At 32.3% G+C, this 25,851-nt stretch carries 27 protein-coding genes; 14 read left to right on the top strand and 13 right to left on the bottom strand.

Translation table 11 applies throughout. The annotated features are described in order from the left end of the window. Together ccoS and QMG60_RS11970 are read right to left on the bottom strand one after the other, a co-directional pair. Window positions 1-192, bottom strand: coding sequence for a cbb3-type cytochrome oxidase assembly protein CcoS (gene ccoS, locus QMG60_RS11975; protein WP_057118633.1), 192 nt, complete (start codon window positions 190-192; stop codon window positions 1-3). A 115-nt stretch (window positions 193-307) separates the two neighbouring features. Further along, window positions 308-2,695, bottom strand: coding sequence for a heavy metal translocating P-type ATPase metal-binding domain-containing protein (locus QMG60_RS11970; RefSeq protein WP_281865030.1), 2,388 nt, complete (start codon window positions 2,693-2,695; stop codon window positions 308-310). 202 nt (window positions 2,696-2,897) lie between these two features. Between QMG60_RS11970 and QMG60_RS11965 the strand changes: the two genes are divergently transcribed. Then, the gene (locus tag QMG60_RS11965) at window positions 2,898-3,581 is read left to right on the top strand and encodes a Crp/Fnr family transcriptional regulator (protein WP_057118635.1); all 684 of its coding nucleotides are present in this window, start codon (window positions 2,898-2,900) and stop codon (window positions 3,579-3,581) included. Here QMG60_RS11965 and mazG read toward each other — a convergent pair. From mazG to def, 3 genes are all read right to left on the bottom strand, one after another. Beyond that, entirely contained in the window at window positions 3,578-4,348 is a 771-nt protein-coding gene (gene mazG, locus QMG60_RS11960; RefSeq protein ID WP_057118636.1) for a nucleoside triphosphate pyrophosphohydrolase, read from the bottom strand. The two genes, QMG60_RS11965 and mazG, sit on opposite strands and share 4 nt — an antisense overlap. 102 nt (window positions 4,349-4,450) lie before the next feature. Beyond that, entirely contained in the window at window positions 4,451-4,936 is a 486-nt protein-coding gene (locus QMG60_RS11955) for a DUF5606 domain-containing protein (protein WP_134140965.1), read from the bottom strand. 60 nt (window positions 4,937-4,996) lie between these two features. Further along, window positions 4,997-5,587 carry a peptide deformylase gene (gene def, locus QMG60_RS11950; RefSeq protein WP_057118638.1) on the bottom strand — a complete coding sequence of 197 codons (591 nt, stop codon included), beginning with the start codon at window positions 5,585-5,587 and terminating at the stop codon, window positions 4,997-4,999. A gap of 201 nt (window positions 5,588-5,788) precedes the next feature. Between def and QMG60_RS11945 the strand changes: the two genes are divergently transcribed. Then, window positions 5,789-8,011 (top strand): FUSC family membrane protein, encoded by a 2,223-nt coding sequence (locus tag QMG60_RS11945; protein ID WP_281865029.1) that lies wholly within the window; start codon window positions 5,789-5,791, stop codon window positions 8,009-8,011. A 40-nt stretch (window positions 8,012-8,051) separates the two neighbouring features. Here the strand turns inward: QMG60_RS11945 and QMG60_RS11940 are convergent, their stop codons facing one another. The 3 genes from QMG60_RS11940 to QMG60_RS11930 all read right to left on the bottom strand — a co-directional run bounded on the left by QMG60_RS11940 (window position 8,052) and on the right by QMG60_RS11930 (window position 10,857). Continuing rightward, window positions 8,052-9,545, bottom strand: coding sequence for a malate:quinone oxidoreductase (locus QMG60_RS11940; protein WP_057118640.1), 1,494 nt, complete (start codon window positions 9,543-9,545; stop codon window positions 8,052-8,054). 126 nt (window positions 9,546-9,671) lie between these two features. After that, window positions 9,672-10,085, bottom strand: a complete 414-nt coding sequence (gene ruvX, locus QMG60_RS11935; protein WP_111286510.1) for a Holliday junction resolvase RuvX — start codon at window positions 10,083-10,085, stop codon at window positions 9,672-9,674. A gap of 142 nt (window positions 10,086-10,227) precedes the next feature. Then, the gene (locus QMG60_RS11930) at window positions 10,228-10,857 is read right to left on the bottom strand and encodes a PAS domain-containing protein (protein WP_281865028.1); all 630 of its coding nucleotides are present in this window, start codon (window positions 10,855-10,857) and stop codon (window positions 10,228-10,230) included. A gap of 264 nt (window positions 10,858-11,121) precedes the next feature. On the opposite strand from QMG60_RS11930, the gene QMG60_RS11925 reads away from it, so the two are divergent. The 3 genes from QMG60_RS11925 to QMG60_RS11915 all read left to right on the top strand — a co-directional run bounded on the left by QMG60_RS11925 (window position 11,122) and on the right by QMG60_RS11915 (window position 13,890). Next, complete coding sequence (locus tag QMG60_RS11925; protein WP_057118644.1) at window positions 11,122-11,937, top strand: 2,3,4,5-tetrahydropyridine-2,6-dicarboxylate N-succinyltransferase; 816 nt, start codon at window positions 11,122-11,124, stop codon at window positions 11,935-11,937. 106 nt (window positions 11,938-12,043) lie between these two features. Beyond that, window positions 12,044-13,120, top strand: a complete 1,077-nt coding sequence (locus QMG60_RS11920; protein ID WP_281865027.1) for a glycosyltransferase family 9 protein — start codon at window positions 12,044-12,046, stop codon at window positions 13,118-13,120. Continuing rightward, a complete protein-coding gene (locus QMG60_RS11915) occupies window positions 13,117-13,890 on the top strand; it encodes a glycosyltransferase family 2 protein (RefSeq protein WP_057118646.1) in 774 nt (257 codons plus the stop codon). Before QMG60_RS11920 ends, QMG60_RS11915 begins: the two co-directional genes overlap by 4 nt. Here QMG60_RS11915 and QMG60_RS11910 read toward each other — a convergent pair. Continuing rightward, window positions 13,887-14,654: a hypothetical protein gene (locus QMG60_RS11910; protein WP_057118647.1), complete on the bottom strand. Its 768-nt coding sequence runs from the start codon at window positions 14,652-14,654 to the stop codon at window positions 13,887-13,889. The genes QMG60_RS11915 and QMG60_RS11910 overlap by 4 nt on opposite strands. An 83-nt stretch (window positions 14,655-14,737) precedes the next feature. On the opposite strand from QMG60_RS11910, the gene QMG60_RS11905 reads away from it, so the two are divergent. From QMG60_RS11905 to QMG60_RS11890, 4 genes are all read left to right on the top strand, one after another. Then, entirely contained in the window at window positions 14,738-15,814 is a 1,077-nt protein-coding gene (locus QMG60_RS11905) for a glycosyltransferase family 1 protein (RefSeq protein WP_057118648.1), read from the top strand. A gap of 68 nt (window positions 15,815-15,882) precedes the next feature. Further along, window positions 15,883-16,854, top strand: a complete 972-nt coding sequence (locus tag QMG60_RS11900; protein WP_281865026.1) for a hypothetical protein — start codon at window positions 15,883-15,885, stop codon at window positions 16,852-16,854. A 370-nt stretch (window positions 16,855-17,224) separates the two neighbouring features. After that, a complete protein-coding gene (locus QMG60_RS11895; RefSeq protein WP_281865025.1) occupies window positions 17,225-17,707 on the top strand; it encodes a hypothetical protein in 483 nt (160 codons plus the stop codon). 101 nt (window positions 17,708-17,808) lie between these two features. Next, window positions 17,809-18,369, top strand: a complete 561-nt coding sequence (locus QMG60_RS11890) for an L-threonylcarbamoyladenylate synthase (protein ID WP_134140954.1) — start codon at window positions 17,809-17,811, stop codon at window positions 18,367-18,369. A 108-nt stretch (window positions 18,370-18,477) separates the two neighbouring features. Here the strand turns inward: QMG60_RS11890 and QMG60_RS11885 are convergent, their stop codons facing one another. Continuing rightward, window positions 18,478-19,602: a cysteine desulfurase family protein gene (locus tag QMG60_RS11885; protein WP_134140952.1), complete on the bottom strand. Its 1,125-nt coding sequence runs from the start codon at window positions 19,600-19,602 to the stop codon at window positions 18,478-18,480. 87 nt (window positions 19,603-19,689) lie between these two features. Here QMG60_RS11885 and QMG60_RS11880 point away from each other — a divergent pair, with 87 nt between their 5' ends. Continuing rightward, the gene (locus tag QMG60_RS11880; RefSeq protein ID WP_281865024.1) at window positions 19,690-20,679 is read left to right on the top strand and encodes a hypothetical protein; all 990 of its coding nucleotides are present in this window, start codon (window positions 19,690-19,692) and stop codon (window positions 20,677-20,679) included. A 146-nt stretch (window positions 20,680-20,825) separates the two neighbouring features. Here the strand turns inward: QMG60_RS11880 and QMG60_RS11875 are convergent, their stop codons facing one another. After that, a complete protein-coding gene (locus QMG60_RS11875) occupies window positions 20,826-21,377 on the bottom strand; it encodes a Smr/MutS family protein (protein WP_281865023.1) in 552 nt (183 codons plus the stop codon). Window position 21,378: 1 nt separating this feature from the next. Continuing rightward, entirely contained in the window at window positions 21,379-21,552 is a 174-nt protein-coding gene (locus QMG60_RS11870; RefSeq protein WP_172426676.1) for a hypothetical protein, read from the bottom strand. Between the two features lie 106 nt (window positions 21,553-21,658). Between QMG60_RS11870 and QMG60_RS11865 the strand changes: the two genes are divergently transcribed. After that, entirely contained in the window at window positions 21,659-21,943 is a 285-nt protein-coding gene (locus tag QMG60_RS11865) for a DUF2752 domain-containing protein (RefSeq protein ID WP_281865022.1), read from the top strand. A 102-nt stretch (window positions 21,944-22,045) separates the two neighbouring features. Here QMG60_RS11865 and QMG60_RS11860 read toward each other — a convergent pair whose 3' ends face one another. Beyond that, the gene (locus QMG60_RS11860) at window positions 22,046-22,747 is read right to left on the bottom strand and encodes a DUF1003 domain-containing protein (protein WP_281865021.1); all 702 of its coding nucleotides are present in this window, start codon (window positions 22,745-22,747) and stop codon (window positions 22,046-22,048) included. Window positions 22,748-22,936: 189 nt separating this feature from the next. On the opposite strand from QMG60_RS11860, the gene epsC reads away from it, so the two are divergent. From epsC to QMG60_RS11845, 3 genes are all read left to right on the top strand, one after another. After that, window positions 22,937-23,728, top strand: a complete 792-nt coding sequence (gene epsC / locus QMG60_RS11855) for a serine O-acetyltransferase EpsC (protein WP_134140945.1) — start codon at window positions 22,937-22,939, stop codon at window positions 23,726-23,728. Beyond that, the gene (gene cysM / locus QMG60_RS11850) at window positions 23,728-24,615 is read left to right on the top strand and encodes a cysteine synthase CysM (RefSeq protein WP_057118659.1); all 888 of its coding nucleotides are present in this window, start codon (window positions 23,728-23,730) and stop codon (window positions 24,613-24,615) included. The genes epsC and cysM overlap by 1 nt, the downstream gene beginning before the upstream one ends. Window positions 24,616-24,729: 114 nt before the next feature. Continuing rightward, the gene (locus QMG60_RS11845) at window positions 24,730-25,716 is read left to right on the top strand and encodes an aldo/keto reductase (RefSeq protein ID WP_281865020.1); all 987 of its coding nucleotides are present in this window, start codon (window positions 24,730-24,732) and stop codon (window positions 25,714-25,716) included. Window positions 25,717-25,851: the final 135 nt, after the last annotated feature.

Raw genomic sequence — 25,851 nt, 5'->3', positions numbered from 1 at the left:
TTATACTTGTTTTTCTTCGATTGGTGAATTATTATTTGGGGAAATAATTTTGGTCTCGTCGTCAAAAAGAATTCTGACTGAGGGTGTATAATCGTCGTCGTACTGGCCGGATTTGACAGCTGCAATGAAGGCAATAAAGAAGCAAATTGCCACGAAAATACTCACTGAAATTAATAGATAAATAACACTCATACCGTAAATTTATGTTAACAAAATTACTAGGTGATTGGCGTTTAAAATATGATAATTATCATGATCAGAGAAGAATACTAAAATAATATAGACTATTCTATCTCACCAATGAAAGTCATTTTAAATCCCTGTTGCTAAAATAGTTAGACATTAAAGTCACGAAGCTCACTATAGTAATTGTACTCAAAGGCATAATGATAGCTGCTACTATTGGAAGCAGATTTCCTGTAACTGCAAATGCAAGCCCAACAACGTTGTAAAGCAATGACAAAGCAAAACTCATTTTGATTACCAATATTGCTTTGTGTGAGAGCTTTAAAAAGTAATTTAGACTTGAAAATTCAGATGCATCCAAAATAGCATCACATGCTGGTGAAAAGACATTTACGTTCTCTGAAATTGATATTCCAACATTACTTTGTGCCAATGCTCCAGCGTCGTTTAGCCCATCACCCACCATCATAACATTCTTTCCTTTTTCTTGAAGTTTTTTGATGTATTCGAGTTTTTGTTCTGGTTTTTGATTGAAGATTAATTCGGTATCTTTTGGAAGGATAGCTTCTAAATTTCCTCTTTCTCCATCATTATCACCAGAAAGTACTTTAATTTCATATTCTCTGCTCAATTTTGAAAAAAGATCTTCTAAGCCTTCTCGATATTGATTTTGAAAAACAAACTTTCCAAAATAAACTCCATCAATTTTAATATGTAAAGCTGTTTTTTCGATCTCTGAACTATTTGTAACTATATCATCTACAAATTTTCCAGAACCAATTTTAATTTCTTTATCAGCAGCAACGGCTAAAATTCCTTTTCCTGTAATTTCTTGAAAATTATCGACTTGTATCCGTTTTGTTTCTGGAAGAAAATCATAAAGCATACGGCTTAAAGGATGGTTTGAACCGCGAAGCACATTTTTAATCAATATATTATCTGAATCAGAAATAGCATTTCCTTCATATAATATATTCGATTTTTTATTGGTTGTAATTGTTCCCGTTTTATCAAAAACAATTGTATCAACTTTAGCAAGCTGTTCAATTACCACAGCATTTTTTAAATAGAATTTCTTTTTACCTAAAATTCTCAAAATATTTCCAAAAGTAAATGGAGCTGTAAGAGCGAGTGCGCAAGGGCAAGCCACTATTAATACCGCTGTAAAAACATTAAAAGCTGTATTAGCATCTATAAATATCCAATAACCAAAACCAGCAAATGCAATCAGCAGTAAGATTGGGGTAAAATACCGGCTTATTGCATCTGTTATGGTTTTGTGTTTTTGGTCTACTTTTTTCTGAAATATTTCATTACTCCACAACTGCGTCAAATAACTTTGAGAAACAGAATGCAGTACTTCCATTTCAATTACTTTTCCAATCTGCTTGCCGCCTGCAAATACTTTGTCTCCCGACTTTTTAGTTATCGGAACAGCTTCCCCCGTGACAAAACTATAATCAATTTCTGCACTGTCGCTGATTAAGATTCCATCAACCGGAATAAGTTCTTGATTTCTAATTAATAATCGATCTCCTTTTAAAACATCATAAATGGCTACATTTTCTTCAGAAGAATCTTTGTTGATTTTGGTAACCGCAATTGGGAAATAAGATTTAAAATCTCTTTCGAAACTTAAAAAACTATAGGTTTTAATTTGAAACATTTTACCAAGAAGCATAAAGAATACTAAACTTGCCAAACTATCAAAAAAACCTGGACCATGATCCATTAACATGTCGTAAGAACTGCGAATGAACATTACAATAATCCCTAAAGCAATAGGAATATCAATATTCAACATTCTCGTTTTAATGCTGTGATAAGCAGAGACGTAATAACCACTTGCTGAATATAAAAAACTTGGTAATGCTAAAAGAAAAATCAGCAATCTGAAAAAAGGTTTGTAACTATCTAGCCAGAATTCTTTCATTTCGAAATATTCGGGAAACGAAAGCAGCATAATATTTCCGAAACAAAAAAAGGCTACACCAAGTTTATAAGTTAAACTTCTGTCTACTTTTGCTTTTGCTGTTTCGTAATTTTCTAAACTTATATAAGGTTCGTAACCAATTGAACATAAAAGGTTAACTATTTCTTTTAAAGAAACAAGATCTGAATTGAAGGTAATTCTAACTTTCTTTTCGTGGAAATTAACTTGTGAAATATTAATTCCAGGCTGTAAGCGGTTTAGATTTTCTAAAATCCAAATACATGAACTGCAGTGAATATGAGGAATGTTCAAAGAAACAATGGCGGTATTTCCTTCTTGAAATTCTAGAATCTTTGAAAGTATAGCATCGTTTTCTAAAAAATCATATTTGCCTGCAATGTCCTGCGGAGTAGCACCAGGCGAATTTTCGAAATCATAATAAGAGGTTAAGTCATTACTGCTGAAAATTTCGTAAACTGTTTTACAGCCTGTGCAACAAAACTTCTTATCATCAAAATCAATTTCTTCATTTTGTTCAATAGTTAAACCACAATGAAAACAACTTTGCTCCCTCATAAACTTGTTTTTATAGGGTACAAATTTCCGATTAAACACCAGTCATTAAGATGATAATTATCATGTTATATTCGGATTCACTTTTACTGAAATAAAATTATAATTATCAAATCATTACGAATCCTTATTTATAATAATTTTACCTGATAAAAGTGCCTAAAAACTTTAATTATCCTTAATTTTGCAGCAAACAAATATTGTCATGAATAAATGTGATCAATGCATTGTACGCCAGCTAAGCTCATTAAAAGCTCTTAATAAAGAGGAAGTTATAAAACTAGCAAACAGCAAAACCACTTATAAAATTAAAAAAGGTGAAGCCATTTTTGAAGAAGGTGAAGTAACCAATGGTGTTTTTTGCGTGAAGGATGGCGTTGGTAAACTATCCAAATTGAGTGCAAACGGAAAAGACCAAATTGTAAAATTGGTAAAATCTGGCGAACTTCTTGGACAGCGTTCTATGATTAGTAATGAGCCGGCAAACTTAACTGCTAAAGCTATTGCAGACATGGAAGTTTGTTTTATTCCTAAAACTGAAATCATTAATTTCTTTAACAGCAACAATCAGTTTTCTTTAAATATGATGCAGTCTGTGTGCGAAGATTTAAAGGAATCTGAAAATGAAAAAATTGCTTTGGTTCAAAAAACAGTGAAGCAAAGACTAGCAGAAACATTACTTCATTTACACGAAGCGTTTGGCGAAGACACCGATAAAACCCTAAAAGTTCAACTGACAAGAGAAGAACTTGCTGGAATTATTGGAACTGCAACAGAAAGCTGCATTCGTTTATTATCTGATTTTAATAAGTCAGAATTGATCGAATTGGTTGGTAAAAAGATTATGCTTAAAAATGTTCGCGCCTTAAAAAAATTGGCCGATAATTAAAGTTTTTTAGCTTCGTTCCAAAAAACATCCATTTCGGTAAGCGTCATATCCATCAAAGGTTTTCCTAATTCGTTTGCCTTACTTTCTAAGTATTGAAAGCGTTTGATGAACTTTTTATTAGTTCTTTCTAAAGCGTCTTCTGGATTTACATTTAAAAAACGGGCATAATTGATCATTGAAAACAGTACATCACCAAATTCGTCTTCAATTTTGTCTTGGTTTCCAGATTTTACCTCGTCTTGTAATTCTTGTAATTCCTCCTGTACTTTGTCCCAGACTTGATGCGGTTCTTCCCAATCAAATCCTACACCTTTTACTTTATCCTGAATTCTACTTGCTTTAACTAAAGCTGGAAGACTTCTAGGAACACCTTCTAAAACAGATTTTTTGCCTTCTTTAAGCTTTAATTTTTCCCAGTTTTGTTTGACTTCTTCTTCATTCTCCACTTTAACATCTCCATAAATATGAGGATGACGGTGAATTAGTTTTTCGCAGATTTCATTGCAGACATCCGCAATATCAAAATCGTTTGTTTCGCTTCCTATTTTAGCGTAAAAAACAATGTGCAGAAGCAAATCTCCCAATTCCTTTTTAACTTCATTTAAATCGTTGTCCAGAATAGCATCACCGAGTTCATAAGTTTCTTCGATTGTCAAATGTCTCAATGTCTGCAGGGTCTGCTTTTTGTCCCATGGGCATTGTTCACGAAGTTCATCCATGATATTTAATAATCTCTCAAATGCTTGTAACTGGTTTTCTCTATTCATCTTGAAGTTCTTTTAAAATTTAAAACTCGATCTTGTAAAATTAAAAAATCCTGTCAAGAAAACTATCTTAACAGGATATTATATATTTAAAAGAATAACTTACTATTCTTCTTTTTTAGCTTTTGCTTTTTTAGCTGCTGGAGCTTTTTTAGGTTTTTCTTCAGCAACTGGAGCTTCTTCTTTAGTTTCTTCAACAGCTGGAGCTAAATCTGTAACTAAACCTTTTGCTTGAAGCGTATTATACCAGTTTAATACTTTTTTGATGTCTGATGGATAAACTCTTTCTTCGTCGTAATCTGGAAGAATCTGCTTAAAATAGGCAGCTAAAGTAGCGTTGTCTTCTTTATGAGAAATCGCTTGACCTTTGTTCTCTTTAACGGCAATTTGCTGCATTACTTCAGTTAATGGTTTTTCACCTTCATAAGTATAAATCGAAATTTCAGACAATAAACTTACATTGCTTTTTAGATTTACAGTAATCTTCTTCCCATCAATTAATGATTCCGCCACAAAACCTGTACGAGTTTGAACTTTCAATTCGTATAAACCTGGTTTCCCTGAAATGGCTAAAATTTTCGTTAAATTCATTTTTATTAAAATTAGTATTAAGAATTTGATTTATTTTTTGTTTCTAAATATTTAGAAAACTTATCTCCCTTTTTTGGCTGCAAAAAACTTCATTCTATATTCCTGAGATGTTTTTCCCTCAGTAATATTTTTTAGTTTCTTTTGAATTAAACGTTTTTTAAGAGACGAAATTTTATCTGTAAATAAAATTCCTTCAATATGATCGTATTCGTGTTGAATTACTCTTGCAATTAAGCCGTCAAAAACCTCTGTTTTCATTACGAAATCCTCGTCACAATATTCAATTGTAACAATCGGTTTTCTGTAAACGTCTTCACGAACGTCTGGAATACTTAAACAGCCTTCATTAAAACCCCACTCTTCACCTTCTTCCTTAACGATTTTAGCATTGATAAAGGTTCTTTTAAAACCTTTCAAATCTTTTTGTTCCTCTGAAGGAAGATCCTCATCATCACTAAAAGGCGTTGTATCAATAACAAACAAACGGATTGGCAGTCCAACCTGCGGTGCTGCAAGTCCAACTCCGTACGCATTATACATAGTCTCGTACATATTTGCGATCGTTTCTTTTAGATTTGGATATTCTGGTGTAATGTCCTGCCCTACTTTTCTCAAAACAGGATCACCGTATCCTACAATTGGTAAAATCATTTGTTTTTATTTATGTTTTTTATGTGCTGCAAAACAGAACTAAACTTCTCATATTTCAGCTGGCAAAAATAGTAAAAAATAGTCAATGAATAATTCTATTACTATTTTATATCATATTTTTTCAAAACCGTTAAAAATCTCAGCTATAATTATGCCAAAATCACTCGTACAATTCTTACCTTTGCTAGTAAACCTCTTTTTATGTTTGATAAAATTTCGAAATTTACCAACAGCACCTCTTTTTTCAATGCTTCTAAAGTAACCATTGCTTCTGTTGTTCCTGTTTTAGTTTTAAATTTTTTAGGTCATTTTGAAATTGGTTTTACAATAGCATTAGGAGCTTTTTATACTTATCCAAGCGATATTCCTAGTTCGCTGAGTCATAAAATTAAAGGATTAATTGCTGCATCTTTTATTGTTTCCGGCGTTAACCTTTTGGTTAATCTGGTTTATCCTTATCCCGTTTTATTTTATCCCTTTTTAGGATTTTTATTATTTCTCTGTTCTATGATTTCGGTCTATGGACAGCGTGCAACTTTAATATCTTTCTCTGCTTTATTATCTATTTCTCTTTCTTTTGGCCACTTACATGAGGGCTGGCAGGCGTTTGAATACTCTGGTTTTATATTTATTGGAGGAATTTTATACTTAATTGTTTCGCTTATTTTTCATTTAGTACAGCCTTATAAATATGTAGAATTACAAATTGCCGAAGGCATAAAATTAACTGCGAAATATTTAAAACTAAGAGGCGATCTATGGAGTCCAGAAGCGAATAGAAAAGCAATTATCGAAAAACAACTGGCCGTTCAGGTAGAATTAAATCTTATTCACGAAGATTTGAGAAAAATGCTGATCGGAAATCAGAACGCATCTGGAATTACGAGCCAGAACAGAAAAATGCTTTTGGTTTTTATCACATTGGTCGAAATTCAAGAACTTGCACTTTATACGTCTTTTGATCATAGTAAACTTCACATCAAATTTGCAAAGCATCCAGAGGTTTTAAGAACATATCAAAATGTGGCTTATAAATTGGCTTCGACTTTAAAAAAACTTTCAAAAAATGTTCGCCACATCAGCGTGTATGTAGACAAAAATGATTTAAAGAACGAGCTTGATGCCCTTGAATTTGCAATTTTTGATTACGAAAAAACTCTAGGAAAAGACGAAGCAGCCGAAGGAGTTTTGATGCTGACCAATATGCTGAAATATGCGAAAAATCAGGTTGGAAAAATCAAGATTATTCAACGTGCATTTTCATTGGCAATGCAGTCTTATAAATTAAAAGACAAGGATAAGGAGCTTGAAAAATTCCTGACGCCGCAATATTATCCGCTTCGAACTTTGATCGAAAATTTAAGTTATTCTTCTTCTATTTTCAGGCATTCGCTGCGCTTAACAATTACAATTCTAATTGGTTTTTTTCTAGGTCAGATTCTTCCATTTCAAAACGTTTACTGGATTTTGCTGACTATTGTTGTAATAATGCGTCCTGGTTATGGCTTAACAAAAGAGCGATCTTACCATAGAATGTTCGGAACTGTTTTGGGAGGTATCATAGCTTTCGGAATTGTATCTATTATTCAAAATCACGTTGCTTTAAGTATTTTCTCTATTATTTGTATGCTTTTGGGGATTTCGTTTACACAAATCAACTATAAGATCAGCGCAACATTTGTTACGATGTATGTGGTATTTATATACGGAATTCTAACGCCGGATATCAATGAAGTTATTCAATACCGAATTTTAGATTCACTCGCAGGCGCAGTTTTAGCTTTTATTGCCAATCAATTTTTGTGGCCCGCATGGGAATTTATTAATACTCCTATTCATATTGAAAACGCAATTCGTGCCAACCGAAACTATCTCAAGGAAATTGCTGAATTTTATAATAAAAAAGGAGAAGTTCCGACTTCTTATAGATTAGCCAGAAAGAATGCTTTTGTTGAAATAGGAAATCTAATGACTTCATTTCAACGTATGATGCAGGAACCAAAATCGAAACAGAAAACAATGCCTTTGGTAAACAAACTAGTGGTTTTAAATCACTCATTATTATCTGCTTTAGCATCGCTGTCAACTTATATTCAATCGCATCAAACTACATCTGCTTCTGAGTCTTTCAATTATATCATTAAAACGATTTTAGCTAATCTTGATCACTCTATTTCTATTTTAAGAAATGAAGTTATTTTAAAAGATACATTTTTTGAAAAAGAAGATGTAACGTTACAATTTGAAGAATTAAAAAGAAAGAACTTTACACGCTTGGCAGAAGATGATGGTTTAGACAAAGAAACACGTCAAGCCAAAATGCAGGAAGCTTCAATGGTTATCGAACAATTAATCTGGATGAGCAATCTTGCCGAAAAAATTCTAAAAAACACGACCGACCTAAAAGCAACAAATCCAGATTAATTCATCTGGATTTGTTTTTTTATTCTATAATTAGAGAAGCTTATTTTATTTTTAAAACTTCTGCTGTATGTTTTCTAAGCTCTGCTAAAAGCTCTGGTTTATCATTTAAAGTCTGACCATAAGAAGGAATCATTTTCTTTAATTTAGCCTCCCATTCTGGTGTTTTAATTTGATTGGTAAAACATCTGCTGATCAAATCAACCATAATCGCCACGGCTGTAGAAGCACCTGGAGAAGCACCTAATAAAACTGCTAAAGTTCCGTCATGTGTATTAATTACTTCGGTACCAAATTCTAAAATACCGCCTTCTTTTTCATCTTTCTTAATAACCTGAACACGTTGTCCTGCTTTTTCTAATTTCCAATCTTTAGAACGTGCAGTTGGTAAATATTCACGTAAAGCTTTCATTCTATCTTTTGGAGACTGGCGAACCTGCTCAATCAAATACTTTGTCAGCGGGATATTATGATAACCTGCCGCAAGCATTGGAATTAAGTTATTAGCTTTAATTGACAAAGGCAAATCTAAATAAGAACCGTTTTTTAAGAAACGAGTTGAGAACCCAGCAAATGGTCCAAAAAGAAGTGCTTTTTCCCCATCGATTACACGGGTGTCAATGTGAGGAACAGACATTGGCGGAGCTCCAACACTTGCTTTTCCGTAAACTTTTGCCTGATGTTTAGCAATAACCTCTGGATTAGTACATTTCAGCCATTGTCCACTTACTGGAAAACCGCCGTAACCATGTCCTTCTGGTACATTTGCTTTTTCTAGCAAAGGTAAAGAACCGCCGCCTGCACCAATAAATACGAATTTAGTGTAAGCTTTACGAATTTTTCCTGTAGACAAATCTTTAATCTTTATTCTCCAAGATTTATCTTCACGCTGTCTTAGTTTTTTAACTTCGTGATTAAAAAATAAAGAAACGCCATCTAATTTTTCTAAATAATTGAACATACTTCTGGTTAAGGCACCAAAATTTACATCGGTACCAATTTCCATATGTGTGGCTGCTAATTTTTCATCAGCATTTCGTCCTTCCATTACCAGCGGCATCCATTTTTTTAGCTGCTCGACATCGGTACTGAAAGTCATTTCAGAAAAAATTGGATTGCTTTGCAGAGCTTCAAATCTCTTTTTTAAATAATTTACGTTTTTATCTCCCCATACAAAGCTCATATGAGGCACGCTTTTAATAAAATTTTCAGGAGAAGGCACTTTTTTTTCCTGCACTAAGTAAGACCAAAACTGTCTTGAAATCTCAAAAGATTCTGCAATACTTATTGCTTTTTTAGGATCGATACTGCCATCTGCCTTTTCTGGAGTATAATTTAGTTCACAAAAGGCAGAATGTCCAGTTCCTGCATTATTCCAAGCATCAGAGCTTTCTGCAGCAGCAACATCTAATCTTTCGTAAATTTCAATTTTTATATCCGGTTGTAATTCTTTCAAAATTACTCCTAGAGTGGCACTCATAATTCCAGCTCCAATGAGTACTACATCACTATTTGAACGTATGGTTTCGTCAGGCATAACAGTATTTTTATTTAAAGTGCAAAGGTACTTTTTTAATTGCAAAAAAAAACTAATTTTTAGATGATAAAAGTTAGGATTTTCTAAAAACCTTTAAATTATAAACAATAAATAAGACGAAGAGCGTTATTTTTTTGCGGAAAGATAATCTTGAAGTAAAATTGTAGCAGATATCTCGTCTATTAAACCTTTATTTTGACGCTGTTTTTTACTTAAACCACTGTCGATCATTGTTTGGAATGCCATTTTTGAAGTAAAACGCTCATCTACTCGAATCACTTTCATATCTGGAAAAATATTTGAAAAATGAGTCGCAAAGCCATTAATTACCGAAGCACTTTCTGAAGGCTGCCCATTCATTTGCTTAGGCTCACCAATTAATACTGCTTCGACTTTTTCTTTTGCAAAATAATCTTTTAAAAAATCAATTAAAGTATGAGTTGGAATTGTTGTAAGACCTGATGCAATAATCTGCATTTCGTCTGTAACAGCGATTCCTGTACGTTTTTGTCCGTAATCTATAGAAAGGATTCTAGGCATTTATTTTTTTTTGACAAATTTACTTCAAAATATTTTCCCAAGTTTTATTTCGTTCAAATAAAAGAGAGTAAAAATAAAAAAATCCGCCTCGAAAATTCAAGACGGACCTATCCAAATATTTAAACCTAAAAAATAACTCAAATTATCTACCGAACAATCGGCCAAAAAAGCCTCTATGTTCTTCCTCTTCTCCATCTTCTTCTTCAACATAATTAGCAAACTTAGCTTGCGCCTTTTCGTGTTCGTAAATCAACTCCTTAATATATTCAACATAAGATCTTTTTTTCTCTTCTAAAAATCCGATCAGATATTTTTCGCTGAATTCAACCCCGCTTGCCGCTTCAATTTGCAATAATTTTTTATACAAAGGTTCAATATGCATGGCAATTACTTCCTGCGGTACAGATTGTCTTCGTCCAAAATAATTTACAATTACATCATTTTCGTCACGAGCGATTTCAAAGTCGGTAATTACCCAATAGTATCTTCCGGATTTGGCCAGATTTTTTACAATGGCATGAAAGTTTTTACCGTTTTTAAGATTCTCCCAAAGCACTTTAAAAATAACTTTTGGCATGTCTGGGTGGCGTATAATATTGTGCGGCTGTCCCATTAATTCATAATCTTCGTAACCACAAACATCTACAAATACTTCGTTGGCATATTCGATAATACCAAAGGCATTTGTTTTACTCATAATAACTTGAGTTTTATCCCAAGTTACCTCTTTGTCAATAATTACTCTGTTCTGAAGTTGATTTTCTTGATCCATATTTTACTGCTTATATGATTAATTTATTGAATGGAATGTTTTTCAATGATGCGAAATTAAAGAGAAGAAAAAATACAAAATCTGACTTTTGTCATATTTTGACATAAAAAAAACTTCTAGAGGTAGTTTTAAAAAATCTTTAATCCGTGTAACAATTCTAAGTTTTACAAATAAGAAACAAAAAGTTAAATCTGTAACATTTTCAAGTCGTTTTGCTTTTTTGCATTTCTACAAATACGTTATCTTTGCCAAAAATTTAAACGTATGAATTCTTTACAGACTATAATTGAACAAGCTTGGGAAAACAGAGCTTTATTGCAAGAAACTACAACAACGGATGCTATCAGAGAAGTTATCGAATTGGTAGACGCAGGAAAATTACGCGTTGCTGAACCAGTTGGTGATAAATGGCAGGTAAACGAATGGGTTAAGAAAGCTGTTGTGATGTATTTCCCAATTCAAAAAATGGAAACATGGGAATCTGGTATTTTCGAATATCACGATAAAATGTTACTTAAAAGAGATTATGCTGCAAAAGGAATTCGTGTAGTACCAAACGCTGTGGCTCGTTATGGAGCTTACATTTCTAGCGGTGTTATCTTAATGCCAAGTTATGTAAACATTGGTGCTTATGTTGACGAAGGAACAATGGTTGATACTTGGGCTACTGTTGGAAGCTGTGCACAAATTGGTAAAAATGTACACTTAAGCGGTGGTGTAGGTATTGGTGGTGTTCTTGAGCCATTACAAGCTGCTCCAGTTATTATCGAAGATGGTGCTTTTATCGGATCACGTTGTATTGTTGTTGAAGGTGTTCACGTTGGAAAAGAAGCTGTTCTTGGCGCTAACGTTTGTTTGACTGCTTCAACAAAAATCATTGATGTTACAGGCGATGAACCAGTAGAAATGAAAGGTTTTGTACCAGCTCGTTCTGTAGTAATCCCAGGAAGCTACACTAAAAAATTCGCTGCAGGAGAATTTCAAGTTCCTTGCGCTTTAATTATTGGTACTCGTAAGCCATCTACAGATTTAAAAACTTCTTTAAATAATGCGCTTCGTGAATACGATGTTGCTGTATAGATTTTAAGAAAATATAGTAAAAAAAATCCAAATTTCAATTTTATCAATTGGAATTTGGATTTTTTTTGCTTCAATTTGTAAATTCTTAAAAGACTTAATTCTCTATATGAAGATACTTGTAATTCAGCAAAAAATGATTGGTGATGTTTTGATCAGCAGTATAATATGCAATAATTTGCGTACTGCTTATCCAGAGGCTCAAATTGATTATTTAGTTTACGCCTCAACAACTCCAGTTTTACAAAGCAATTCAAGTATTGACAATATTATTTTATTTGAAGAAAAACATCGAAAAAGCAAAAAAGAGTTATTAAATCTTGGATTTCAGATTAGAAAAGAAAAGTACGATTTATTAATTGATGCGTATTCTAAGCTCGAAAGCTGGATAATAGTTTTATTAAGCAATGCTAAACGAAAAATATCTTATAAAAAACCAGGAAGAAACTTTTTATACACTGATAATGTGCCGTTTGAGCCTTTTCCAAAAACAAATTTAGGTTTAGCAATCGAGAGAAGACTTTCGTTATTAGAACCTTTAGATCTCAAAATTAAAATTAATCCAATTCCGAAATTATTTGTTTCTGAAAAAGAAAATCAAGATGCTATTACTCTTTTTGAAAAATATAATGTTCAAAAAGATCGAAAAACAGTTATGATCAGTCTTTTAGGCAGCGAAAAATTAAAAACCTACCCTTTAGAGTTTATGTCTAAAGTGGTTGATTATATAGCTGATACCACAGATGTAAATATTCTTTTTAATTATTTCCCAAAACAGTTAGAAGAAGCTAAAACCGTTTTTAATGCCTGTAAACCTTCAACACAAGCAAAAATTTATTTTGATTTATTGGGAGGAGATTTGCGCTCCTTTATTGGCCTCATGAATCAATGTGATTTGATTATTGGTAACGATGGCGGTGCAATAAATATGGCAAAAGCCCTTGAAAAACCATCGTTTATCATTTTCTCGCCTTGGATTGAAAAGAAAATCTGGGCCACTTTTGAAGACGGAATTCATCATCTTTCTGTTCATTTAAAAGATTATCGTGCTGATTTATTTGAGCAAAAAACCGAAAAAATACTGAAGAGGGAAGCCTTATCTTTATACCATGAATTTAAACCTGAATTTTTTGAGAAAAAAATTGAGTCCTTCCTTAGTCAAAACCTAAGCGCTACAATAAAATGATTTTGACAGCAAAACAAGCAATGACCGCATTGGTTATTACTTATAATGAAGAACAAAATATAAAAGATGTGCTGGATAATTTGGCATTCGCCAATGAAATAATCATCGTAGATTCTTTTAGCATAGATAAAACTTTTGAGATCGCCTCTTCATTTCCTAATGTAAAAGTAGTACAGCGTGCTTTTGACAATTTTGCTTCTCAGCGTAATTTTGCCCTGAGTCTTGCTTCAAATTCATGGATTCTTTTTGTAGACGCTGACGAAAGATTGACTCCAGAACTTCAAAAAGAAATCAGTTTCATAACCAGCCAAAAAGATTGTGCTTCGGCTTATTTTGTTCGCAGAAACTTTATGTTTAAAAATAAAAAACTGCGTTTTAGCGGCTGGCAAACAGATAAAATTATCCGACTTTTTAAGAAAGAAACTGCAATTTATAATCATGAAAAAATTGTTCACGAAAAATTAATTGTAAGTGGGAAAATTGGTCAATTAAAAACAAAATTGATTCATTATTCGTATTCGAATTATGAAAATTACAAGCAAAAAATGATCTTTTACGGAAAATTAAAAGCTCAAGAAGAGCTATTAAAAAATACTAGGCCTAATTTTTTTCATTTTTACATTCGTCCGGCTTATCAATTCATAAATCAATACTTACTACGACTTGGAATCTTAGACGGAAAAAAGGGAATTATAATTTGCTACCTAAACGCATTGAGTGTTGCTGTTCGATTTCAAGAGCTAAAAAAAATTAGGTCTAGAAACGACTAAGATTTCCAAAATTTTAATTTCTTTTTTAATCTTTTCTTTCTCGCAAATTCTTCTTGAAAGTGATTAGTTGCATACCACATTTTCTCAAAAATTTCAGACTCTGTTTTATCTGTATAATACTTAGAATATTCATTGCTCATCACTGCAACCATCTCTTTTTTAGGCGTCAAGCGTCTAAAATTATTCATACGCTGTTCAAAACTCATAAAATCATGAAAATTCATTCTATTCAAATCTACCAAGAAAAAATCGTATAGATTTTCAGAAACTTTTTTAATTAAGGTATTTCCAGGCGAATGATCTAAAAACTCTACTCCTTTTTCATGAAGATCAAAAGAAAATTTGGTAAATTGTCTTAATATAGTGTCATGATCTGGATAGGTCGGAATTTCTACCAATTCTCTATATGTCAATTCGGTTACTAAATGTTCACTGGCGTAGTAACTGTCCTTTAAACCAATAAAATTGAAATTTTCAAGAAACGCAATGGGCTCAGGAGTTCCAATTCCTTTTTCCAACAAAAGAGTAGCATATTCAAACGAACGTCTTGCTTTTGATTTTCTAAAATATTTATAAGCGACTTTATTGATTAAATTCGGAACCTTAAATGATTTTATGTTAATCGTTTTTCCGTTTAATTCAAATAATTTAATTTTATTTCGATCGCCGTTTCCAAAAAGAATTCCTATGTCATTAAAACCTTTAATACTTCCGATGATGGAGTCCGTATTATTCTTGAAAAGTGGATTTACTTTAAAATTCATCAGTATATTTTTATTAAGTACAAAAGTACATATACAATCTAACACTTCAAATTAATATTGTATTTTCGTAAAAAAAATAAAAGATGCAGCAACAAAAGACTGTTTTTTTAGAAACTCATAACATAAATAATAGAGCTACTGGTTTAGGAACTTTCAATTACGAGTTAATCAAAGGATTATCTCAACTAGAACTTGAAAACTTAAAGCTAACATTAAATGCTACAGATATAAAGCTTCTTGAAAGTGAATTTGGAAACAAATTCGATTACAACAAATACAGTAATTTATCAAGGATGAAATTCTTTAGAGTTCGCAAAAAATACGACCTCTGGCATTCTGTAAATCAGAATATAAAAGTTGAACCTTTAATAAAAACCAAATATTTGCTTACAATTCACGATGTGAATTTTGCTGAGGAAATATCTTCAGATATTAATCACAGAAGAAATAAACTTTTTTTAGAAAAATTAAATAAAGCAACTGCCGTTACCTACATATCGGAGTTTGCAAAAAAGCAAACCCATCAATATTTTGATGTTCCAGACGTTCCTGAATATGTTATCCATAATGGAAATCCAATCACTAAATTTCTAGATACATCTTCATATGTACCTAATGTCCTTGTTGACAAACCTTTTTTTTACAGTATTGGCGATTTTATAGAAAGAAAAAACTTTGAATCTATTATTAATATGATGAGATTAATAAAAGATTACAATTTGATAATTTCTGGAAATCATGATAGAAAGTACGGAGAAAAAATAAAACAGTTAATAAAAGATAATGGCTTATCAAATCAAGTTTATTTAACTGGAAAAGTGAGCGATGAAGGTAAACAGTTTTTTATGAAAAATTGCACAGCATTTCTTTTTCCTTCAATAAGGGAAGGTTTTGGCTTACCACCAATTGAAGCAATGAGTTTTGGAAAACCTACATTTTTGTCTGATAAAACTTCACTGCCCGAAATAGGAGGAAACGCCGCCAAATATTGGTCTGATTTTGATCCTGAATATATGAAAAACGTATTGTTTGATGGTTTAAATAATTTTGAAAATAATAAACCTGAAAATGAATTACTTTTCAAACAAAGAGCTGCAAGTTTCAATTGGAAAACAGCTGCTGCAGAATACGTAAAAGTCTATAACAAAATTTTACTGTAATATATATACATAAGCCTCGTAACCAAGATTAAATAGTAAAGACTACAAACCGCATTAGAAATAAAATAATGAATATAACTCTAATAAGTTTAGATAATTTAGGCATGAATGAATGTATTTCGTCTGCTTTAGAAAAACAAGGACACAATGTCCATCATATTAATTTTAGAGATTATAAATACAAATATCCTACAGTTTTTCACAGGGTATATAATTTTGTTTTGAAAGCTTTTTTTAAAAAGAATCTCAAAACACTCCATCACGGAAAAGAAATACTGAAAGAATTAAAAAAAAACAATCAAATTCAGGATGTAATTTTGACAATAAAAGGCGATTTTATTGATCCCGATAGCGTTTTAAAATTCAAAAAATACACCAAAAAATCGATTGGATTTTTTAATGATAATATCTATCGCTGTCCTAAAATCAAACGAGTTATTCCTAGTTTTGATGAAGCATATTCGTTCGAAAAAGAAGACTGCGTAAATTTTAATTTAAATTTCGCTCCTAACTGGATTTACAGTAATAAGACCTCTTCAAATAATGAAATTCCTTTAGAATATGGCGTTTTCAATATTAGTACAATAGATAAAAGACGATCAACATTAATTCGAATAGCTAACGAATTGAAGTCTAAAAAAGTAAATTTTAAATTCATTGTTTACGATAAAAAAAACAAACATAAATCGGGAGATGACGGTATTACATATGTCACCAAACATGTTCCTTTGTCGAAAGTGCATGAATATGCAGACCGTTCTAAAGTATTGCTAGATATTCATCGAAATGGTCAAATAGGGCTAACTTTTAGAACTTTTGAAAGTCTCGGATTAGAAAAGAAACTTATCACAACAAATCCAGATATTAAAAACTACGATTTTTATAATCCAAACAATATTTTAGTAATTGACGAAAATAAACCTGTTATTCCTGTTTCTTTTTTCGAAAATGAATATGAAAAAATTCCAGAGTCAATTTATAAAAAATACACGGTAGAGGGCTGGATTGAAAATGTAATTTTCAAAAACAGCACCTTATAAATAGATCTTAAAAAATCTAGACCTCTTTGTCGAAATCATTGTTTTTAATTTTCACCAACACTTAACTCGAAGTATCTATCTAATTTACAATGTTTTAATTTGTATTTAAATTAAAGTAAATATTTACTTATAATTGTTACATATTTTACAATACTATTCTTTCATTAATTTTATAAGTTTGAGTATGTTTGCAAAAAAAATAAAATAGCATCTACTCATTTATTTAGTAGCGCCCACAGTCACATTACTAAGTATGAATTTTTCCGTTTTTATATTCCTGATTCCAATTCTAGTTGTTTTAATTTTAAGCGTTTTTACAGTAACAAAATAATAAAGATAGACTTAATTTACGTTTGCTGCTGCAATAATTATGGTTTTAAATAAATCATCATTGAGACACTTTACTTCTTTTCTTGGTGGAATTATAGTTGCCTCAATAATGAGCATGAAAAAGACCGAAGCGATTTTTAAGCAAAAGAAATATACAATTCTAGCCTTACTGCTGTTAGGAGTTTCAGTATATTTTTTTAACGGTGGAAAAAAGCCAATTCAAATTATAATTTCATCACTTGTATTTTTAATTATCGCATCTGGAAATAGCTTTTTCGGAATTTTGTCGAGTGCATTTTCACGTAAATTTGGTCAAATAACATACAGTTTATACTTGCTTCATGGTATTTTTCTATTCATACTATTTCATTTTGTTGTTGGACTTGAAAGAGCAAAAACTTTAACTGATCTTGAATTTTGGATGATTGTAACAGTTTCAATTTTACCATTGCTTTTTATTTGTCAACTGACTTTTAAATATATTGAATCGCCTTTGATGTCATTTTCTAAGACAAAAAAATAAAAGCAAAATACTTGATTATCCTGCCCATTCAAATAAATAATCTTTTTATTTATAACTTTGCAGCTGTATTATACATTCAAAACCAGTCAAGATTTTTTATAATGAACGAAGAAATAATTAATGCATACGAAGTAATCAAAGAAGGTGGCATCATTCTTTATCCAACAGATACTGTGTGGGGCATTGGCTGTGACGCCACAAATCCTGAAGCTGTTGCCAAAATCTACAAATTAAAACAGCGTGCAGAGACACAAAGCATGATAGTTTTGATGAATGGCGAAAAGATGATTTACAACGTGTTTAAAAACATTCCTGAAGTTGCTTGGCAAATCTGGGATTTATCAGACAAACCAACGACTTTAATTCTGGACGATGCCAGAAATGTGGCACCAAATATTATTGCAGCCGATAAATCATTAGGAGTTCGTTTGATAAAAGAACCTTTCTGCTATAAATTGCTGGAGAGAATGAAAAAACCTTTGGTTTCAACTTCTGCAAATATTTCTGGACAGCCTACACCTCTTGCCTTTAAAGACATTAGTCCAGAAATTATAAATGGTGTTGATTATGTGGTGAAATTAAACCAAGACAAAATCAACGGAAAATCTTCTACAATTATCAAATTAACAAACGATTCTCAGGTAAAAGTAATACGTAAATAAAGGGCTTCGACTTCGCTCAGCCTGACAATCCTTATGTCTTTCTGAATGAAGTCGAAGAATATTTTAAACAAAAATCTTAGAATCTTAGCCTCTCAGAACCTTAGTTGCTTAAATATTTTTCAAACTCTCAATCAGCCAATCTACATCTTCTTTGGTGTTGTAATGGCTAAATGAAATTCGAAGATTGGGCAATTTTAGATCTTCTTCAGAAAGCATTTCTTTTAAAACATGCGAAGGTTTAATACTTCCAGACTGGCAGGCACTTCCTCTCGAAACTGCAATTCCTTTCATATCTAAACTAAAAAGAAGCATTGAAGTTTTATCTGATGAAAAAGGTAAAATGATATTAATGATATTATAAAAATCATCTTTTTTTCCATTAATTCTAAAATCAGGAAAATGACTTTCAAGCTGATCAATAAGATATTTTTTCAATTCTAAAATATAGTTTCTTTCCTCATCTAGTTTTTCATACGAAATAGACAAAGCTTTTGCCATTCCGGCAATTTGGTGTACTGCTTCGGTTCCTGCGCGAAGACCTTTTTCTTGTTCTCCGCCAAAAAGTAACGGCTGCAAACCTGAGTTTTTTCTAACAAAGGCAAATCCGATTCCTTTTGGTCCGTGAAATTTATGCGCACTAGCCAAAATGAAGTCAATTGGGGTCTTTTGCAAGTCGATTTCAGTTTTTCCGACAGACTGGACTGTATCAGAATGAAACAAGGCATTATACTGCTTGCAAATAAGGCTTACTCTTTCTAAATCTAAAATTGTTCCTGTTTCGTTATTTACATGCATTAAACTAACTAATGTCTTTTTCTCATCAGATAATAGATTAGACAAGTGCGTTAGATCTAAACTTCCGTCAGCATTTACCTTTACATAATCAACCTGAATATTGTATTCTTCCTGCAGCGCCAAAACAGTATATAGAACAGCGTGATGTTCAATTTTAGAAGTAATAATTCGCTCAACTTTCAAATCTTCAACCGCAGAACGCAGAATCCAATTATCCGCTTCAGTTCCGCCAGAAGTAAAAATTATTTCTTGGGCAGTACAATTGAAATGTTTCGCAATACTTTTTCTGGAAAGCTCTACTATTGTTTTGCCATTTCGTCCAAAACTATGTGTAGACGATGGATTACCAAAATCCTCAACCATAATTTTTGTTATTTCCTGAATTACTTCGGGACGTATTGCAGTTGTTGAGGCATTATCTAGATATACTTTTTTCATCGGGACAAAGTTAAGAAATATCAATTGTCAAATCTTAAATATCATTTGCCATTTTTTTCACTATTTTTGACCCAAATAAATTTTACGATGAAAAAATATGCTTCTCTCCTATTATTTGCTTTTTTATTAAACGGCTGCGATGATGGAGATTTAACTGTAGAAACAATAGATTTTGAAAGCGTTACAACTTCTCAAGCCTGCGATCCATTAACCAATACTTTAATTTATAAATTAAAAAATCAAGAAGCGCTTTTACTGCAATTGCCAGAAACTGCGGGAATTGTTAATGATCCTGGAACTTATGAGTATCCAATTGACTCAAAAGGTAACGGACAATATCGTGTAGTTTATAGAGCTTATGATGGCGCTGTTGAAACTGCTAATATTTGTGGAGCAATTCCGCCAAGTACTCCTAAAGTTACAGAAGAATGGCTTGCAACAGATGGTATAATTACAATTGAAACTTCACAAATCGAAAAACCAAATACAACTGATGATGGTTCACGCATCACAGGTTATGACCATAGTATTATAATCAAAAATGTAACATTTGCTAAACCGTCTGGAAACCAAACTCAGGCTCAATATGTTTTTGGAACCTACAGTACAACTGTAACTCCTGCTAGTTTAGTTTTCAAAACTAATACTAATGGTACGGCTTACGAATGTGGAGATCTTAAAAAAGTATATAATTACAACAACTCCTTTTATTTGACAATTGATGACATAGATCCTGCTTTAATTGTAAATACAGACACCCCAGCAAACCAGCCTAGAACTAGTCTGATTACTGCATCAATGAATAAAGTTTATTATAGAACAGCAAAGGCAGAGACAGGTTCTTTTTCAGAAGCATATATCTGTAATCCGACATCTACACCTGCAATTGACGAAACGTGGAGTGGTAAACTTGGGGAAGCTGGAACAAGCGGAATTATAGAAGTAACAACAACACACGTTGCACAAGTTTATACACACACGATAGTTCTTAGAAATGTAATTTTAGAAAAAGGAAATAGCCATTTTAAACTGGGAAGCCGTTTTCTTTTAGGAAACATCGAAAGAACTGTTAACTAAAAAAATATAGATTTTCGACGAAAATAAAAAAAATAATTCTTACAAAAAATGTCTGTTTTTCGAAACTGGTTTAATACTAAACCAGATGGAAAAACAGACGTTTTTTTATGGTCAAAAATAATCGATTTTAAGCTTCTAAATTGGTTTTATTTATTGTTTTGTCTAAAATAAACTTCGGTTGCACCAAGACCGTATTTTTGATAATTGGCATCTTGAAAATCAATTCCGTCATAACGGCCTAATAAAAAATCAAGTTCGGCTTTTAAAATTCCTTCGCCGACACCATGAATAAAAACGATTTTCGGAATGCGGTTTCGAATCGCAAATTCGATATGTCTTTTTGCCGTTTCTGTCTGTAATGTCAAAATATCATAATTGGACATTCCGCGTTTATTGGGAACCAATTTTTCGATATGCAAATCAAATTCTGGAACGCCAACATCACGCTTTTCTTTCTTTTCTTTAACAAAACTTCTAGGTTTTAGCTCTGTTTTTTCTTTTGAAACTTGATCTAAATCTATTCTTTTAATAGAATTCATTAAATCACTGGAATCTTGAATCTTAATCAATTCGTTGACAAAAAATGTCATCATAAATCCATCTTCAGTTTCTATCAAAACCTCGTTATTTTTAACCGAAACTACCGTTCCGTTTATGACTTCATCAAGTACAGAAACCTTATCTCCTTTTACCAGCATCCTACTCTTCTTTATCGTTATTTTTACTTGGTGTTTTTGCACTTAGCTGCATCATTCCGAACATGAAAACTACAATTGCAATGATCATGATATAGATGTTTTTTTCTTCCGAAACCTGTTCGTAAAACGCAACCGAAATCGCAAGAATCATTATTATAATTTTAAAAGCTTTCATCAATTCAAAGTTTAAGATTTCAAAAGTATAAAACTTTCAAGTAGTACTTCTATCCTGTGCAAAACGTTTGTCATATTTTTTTAGTAAAATTGCAAAAAGATCTGCCATGACTTTAGAGAAATATATGATCCCATGCTTGTTCAAAACCATCTTCGGTTTTGAATGTTTAGGCTGTGGTTTTCAGCGGTCATTATTCTTACTTTTTCAAGGTGAATTTTCAGCTGCTTTTAAAATGTATCCAGCGATATTTACCTGCCTTTTATTGTTCGGTTTTATAGCGCTTCATTTTTTAGACAAATCTAAAAATTACAAAAAATTAGTTTGGAGAATGGCAGCCGTAAATTTCATTTTTATGCTTGGAGGTTATTACTTCAAACACTTTTATTTTTAGATTTTAGTCCCGAAGCCTCGGGATAGATTTTAGATTTTCTAAAAAATCGCTTCGCTCTTTTTTGGAATTTGGGATTTTAAAAAATTGGAATTTTAAGAACCTTTATTTCTTAATCTGATCCAAAATATCATTCATCATCTCGATTTGCACTTTCTGAATTTCGATTAATTCTTGCTGCTGATGCATAATCAAATGATCGATTTTATCATGAATCATTCTAATTTCTAATTCAGACTTTAGATTAATCATATAATCTTTTTTAGCTCGATTCCTATCTTTTTCTTCTTGGCGGTTTTGACTCATCATAATCACCGGCGCCTGCAAAGCTGCTACGCAAGAAAGAATTAAATTTAAAAGAATAAACGGATACGGATCAAAACCTTTATTTAAAAGAATATAAACATTGGAGCCGATCCAGATAATAATAAAAACAACAAACGAAATAATAAAAGTCCAGCTTCCGCCAAAATCGGCTACTTTATCAGCTACCTTTTGTCCTAAATTTCGAACTTCTTCCTCGTCTTCAACAATACTTACGATAGATTTATCTTGTTTTAATGAAGAAATAACACTTTTCTCCATTGCGGAAAGCGCTCCTATTTCTGTCGAAAGATAATTGGAAATATATTGCTGGCGATAAACATTTAATTCGTTTACAGCGATACAATCGTCATCATTAAAATCAGGAAATTCTTTTTTGATTAAACCCAAAATAGGATCATGAATTGATTTACCACAGATTTTTTCGTTTTCACTAAATGGAAGTCCCGAAATTGCACTCTTAAATGTTTTATTATTTTTCATTTGATATGTTTTGAAAGCTAATTTACGCAATTAACTTGGTAAGAAACACATAAAAAAGAAGTGTTTAGAATTCGTTTTTTATCACAAATACAACTTTCTAGACAAAATTTCTTTAGTTAAATCGTGACTTTATTTCCAAAAAACACCTTACTTTTAACGTTCCAAAATTATTCATTCATTTTTACCATTGTGACAAAAGACACTATCATACAAAATATAAAGGCATTAAAGAGCCATTCGCACATAAACTACGGTATTAAAACCAAAACAGAAGACTTTACAGAAAAGCTTTTTTACACTCTTTTTGATTCAAATGCAGTTTTAGAAGAAAGCATTGATGAATTGGAAAAATGCTTTAAAGAAATCGCTGTTTTAGCCTGCAAAAAACCACAAAATTTATGCGGTTCTATGTGGGATAGATTTTTAGAAAAACTGCCAAGCGTTTTAGAAAAATTAAACCAAGATGCCGAGTACATTTTAGAAAACGATCCTGCCTCAAATAGTATCGATGAAGTTTATCTGGGATATCCTGGTTTTTACGCTATAGCTATTTATAGATTAAGCCATGAATTGTACCATTTAGATTTACTTCTGTTTTCTCGATTAATGAGCGAATATGCACATAGGATCACAGGAACAGATATTCATGCCGGAGCAAATATTGCATCGCCATTTTTCATTGACCACGCTACCGGAATTGTAATTGGAGAAACTACTGTTATCAAAAAACATGTAAAAATTTATCAAGGTGTTACGCTTGGTGCATTAAGTGTGAGCAAGGATATGAAAAATGCTAAAAGACATCCTACCGTTGAAGCGAATGTGTGTATTTATGCCAACGCAACAATTTTAGGCGGAGAAACGGTAATTGGAAAGAACAGTGTTATTGGCGGAAATTCATGGGTAACTAAATCTATCCCTGAAGATTCTATTGTTCTAAACACTACCACAACTGAAGTTAAAATAAAAGAAAAAAAATAATGGGTCCACAGAAATTATTAAACCTAATTGGAAATACTCCTTTAATGGAAACTGTCAATTTGGTTAAAAATAAAAATGTAAAACTTTTGCTAAAACTCGAAGGAAATAATCCTGGAGGAAGCGTAAAAGACAGGGCAGCTTACAATATGATTGCTGCCGCATTAGAAAGAGGTGATATTAAAAAAGGCGATAAATTAATTGAAGCAACCAGCGGAAATACTGGAATTGCACTGGCAATGATCGCTCAATTATTTGGCATAGAAATCGAATTGGTTTTACCTGAAGATTCCACAAAAGAGCGCACACAAACAATGCGTGCTTACGGCGCTACAGTTATTTTAACCCCTGCCAGCGAAGGAATTATTGGTTCACGAGATTATGCAGACAAAAAAGTAGCACAAGGCGGTTATTTAATGTTAAATCAGTTTGCCAATGATGATAACTGGAAAGCGCATTACAAAACAACCGGCCCTGAAATATGGAACGACACTGAAGGAACTGTTACGCATTTTGTTTCGGCAATGGGAACTACTGGAACTATTATTGGAACTTCGACTTATTTAAAAGAAAAGAATCCAAATGTGCAGATTATCGGCGCTCAGCCAAGCGATGGATCACAGATTCCTGGAATTCGTAAATGGCCGGAAGAATATCTTCCGAAAATTTTTGATGCTTCTAAAGTTGATACTGTCGTGGATGTAAGCGAAGAAGAAGCACGCCAAATGACCAAAAGATTAGCATTAGAAGAAGGTGTTTTCGCGGGAATGAGCAGCGGAGGTTCTGTTGCCGTTGCCCTAAAAATTGCAGAACAATTAGAATCTGGTGTTATAGTTGCCGTTATCTGCGATAGAGGCGATCGTTATTTGTCTTCGGATTTATTTGATTAAAAAAAGATGCTAAGAAACTAAGTTACTAAGGTTCTAAGATTTTAAACACTAAAACTTAGAATCTCAAAAAAAACTTAGAAACTTAGCAACTCAGAAACTTAGAACCTCAAAAAAATGAACTACAGAAAACTAGGAAAAACAAACTTTAATATATCTGAAATCTCTCTTGGCACTTGGCAGGTGGGAGGAAAATGGGGTTCGGGTTTTGATGATAAAATTGCTGATGAACTTTTGAATACAGCAATAGACAACGGTGTTAATTTTATTGATACTGCCGATGTTTATGAAAACGGATTAAGTGAAACCGCTGTCGGCAGAGTGATTCGATCTCGATCGGAACGAATTTATGTTGCTACAAAATGCGGACGCCAGATCAACCCTCATGTCAATGAAGGATATACGCCAAAAGTGCTTCAAAAATTCGTAGAAGACAGTTTAAAAAGAACTGGTTTAGAGACCCTAGATTTGATTCAGCTGCACTGTCCGCCGACTGAAGTATATTACCGTCCTGAAATCTTCGAACTTTTTGACCGTTTAAAAGACCAAGGAAAAATACTTAACCTTGGTGTAAGTGTCGAAAAAGTTGAAGAAGCCTTAAAGGCAATAGAATATTCGAATGTAACGACTGTTCAGATTATTTTCAATTTGTTCCGCCAGCGTCCTTCAGAATTATTTTTCTCAGAAGCCAGAAAAAAAGATATTGGCATTATTGCCAGAGTTCCTCTAGCAAGCGGACTTTTAACGGGTACATTCAGCGAAAAAACAGTTTTTGAACCCCAGGATCATCGTAACTTTAACCGTAACGGAGAAGCTTTTGATAAAGGGGAAACTTTTTCTGGAATCGATTACGAATTAGGCTTAAAAGCAGTTGAAGCTCTAAAAGCACTATTCCCAGAAACACCAAACCTCGCTCCTATTGCTTTACAATGGATTTTAAGTTTTAAAGAAATCAGCTGTATTATTCCCGGAGCATCAAAAGTAAATCATGTTTTATCAAATTTATCAGTTTATGATACTCCAAAATTAACTGCAGAGCAGATTTCGGAAATGAATAAAATTTATGATGAATTTATAAAACCTTCTGTTCATCAGCTTTGGTAATCTAATTAAAAAGCAACACATCTTTATACTATATATTTAACACGGTATAACTTACAAAATAAGTCTTATTTTATTATTATTTTGGCTTCAACTGACTTTTTTCTACTTTCAAAATTTTCTTCTTTGCAAAAAAAT

It is taken from the genome of Flavobacterium sp. GSB-24, assembly GCF_027924665.1.
Lineage (GTDB): Bacteria > Bacteroidota > Bacteroidia > Flavobacteriales > Flavobacteriaceae > Flavobacterium.
The sequence above is the reverse complement of the archived record's forward strand: the minus strand, read 5'-3'. Positions and strand labels throughout refer to the sequence as shown.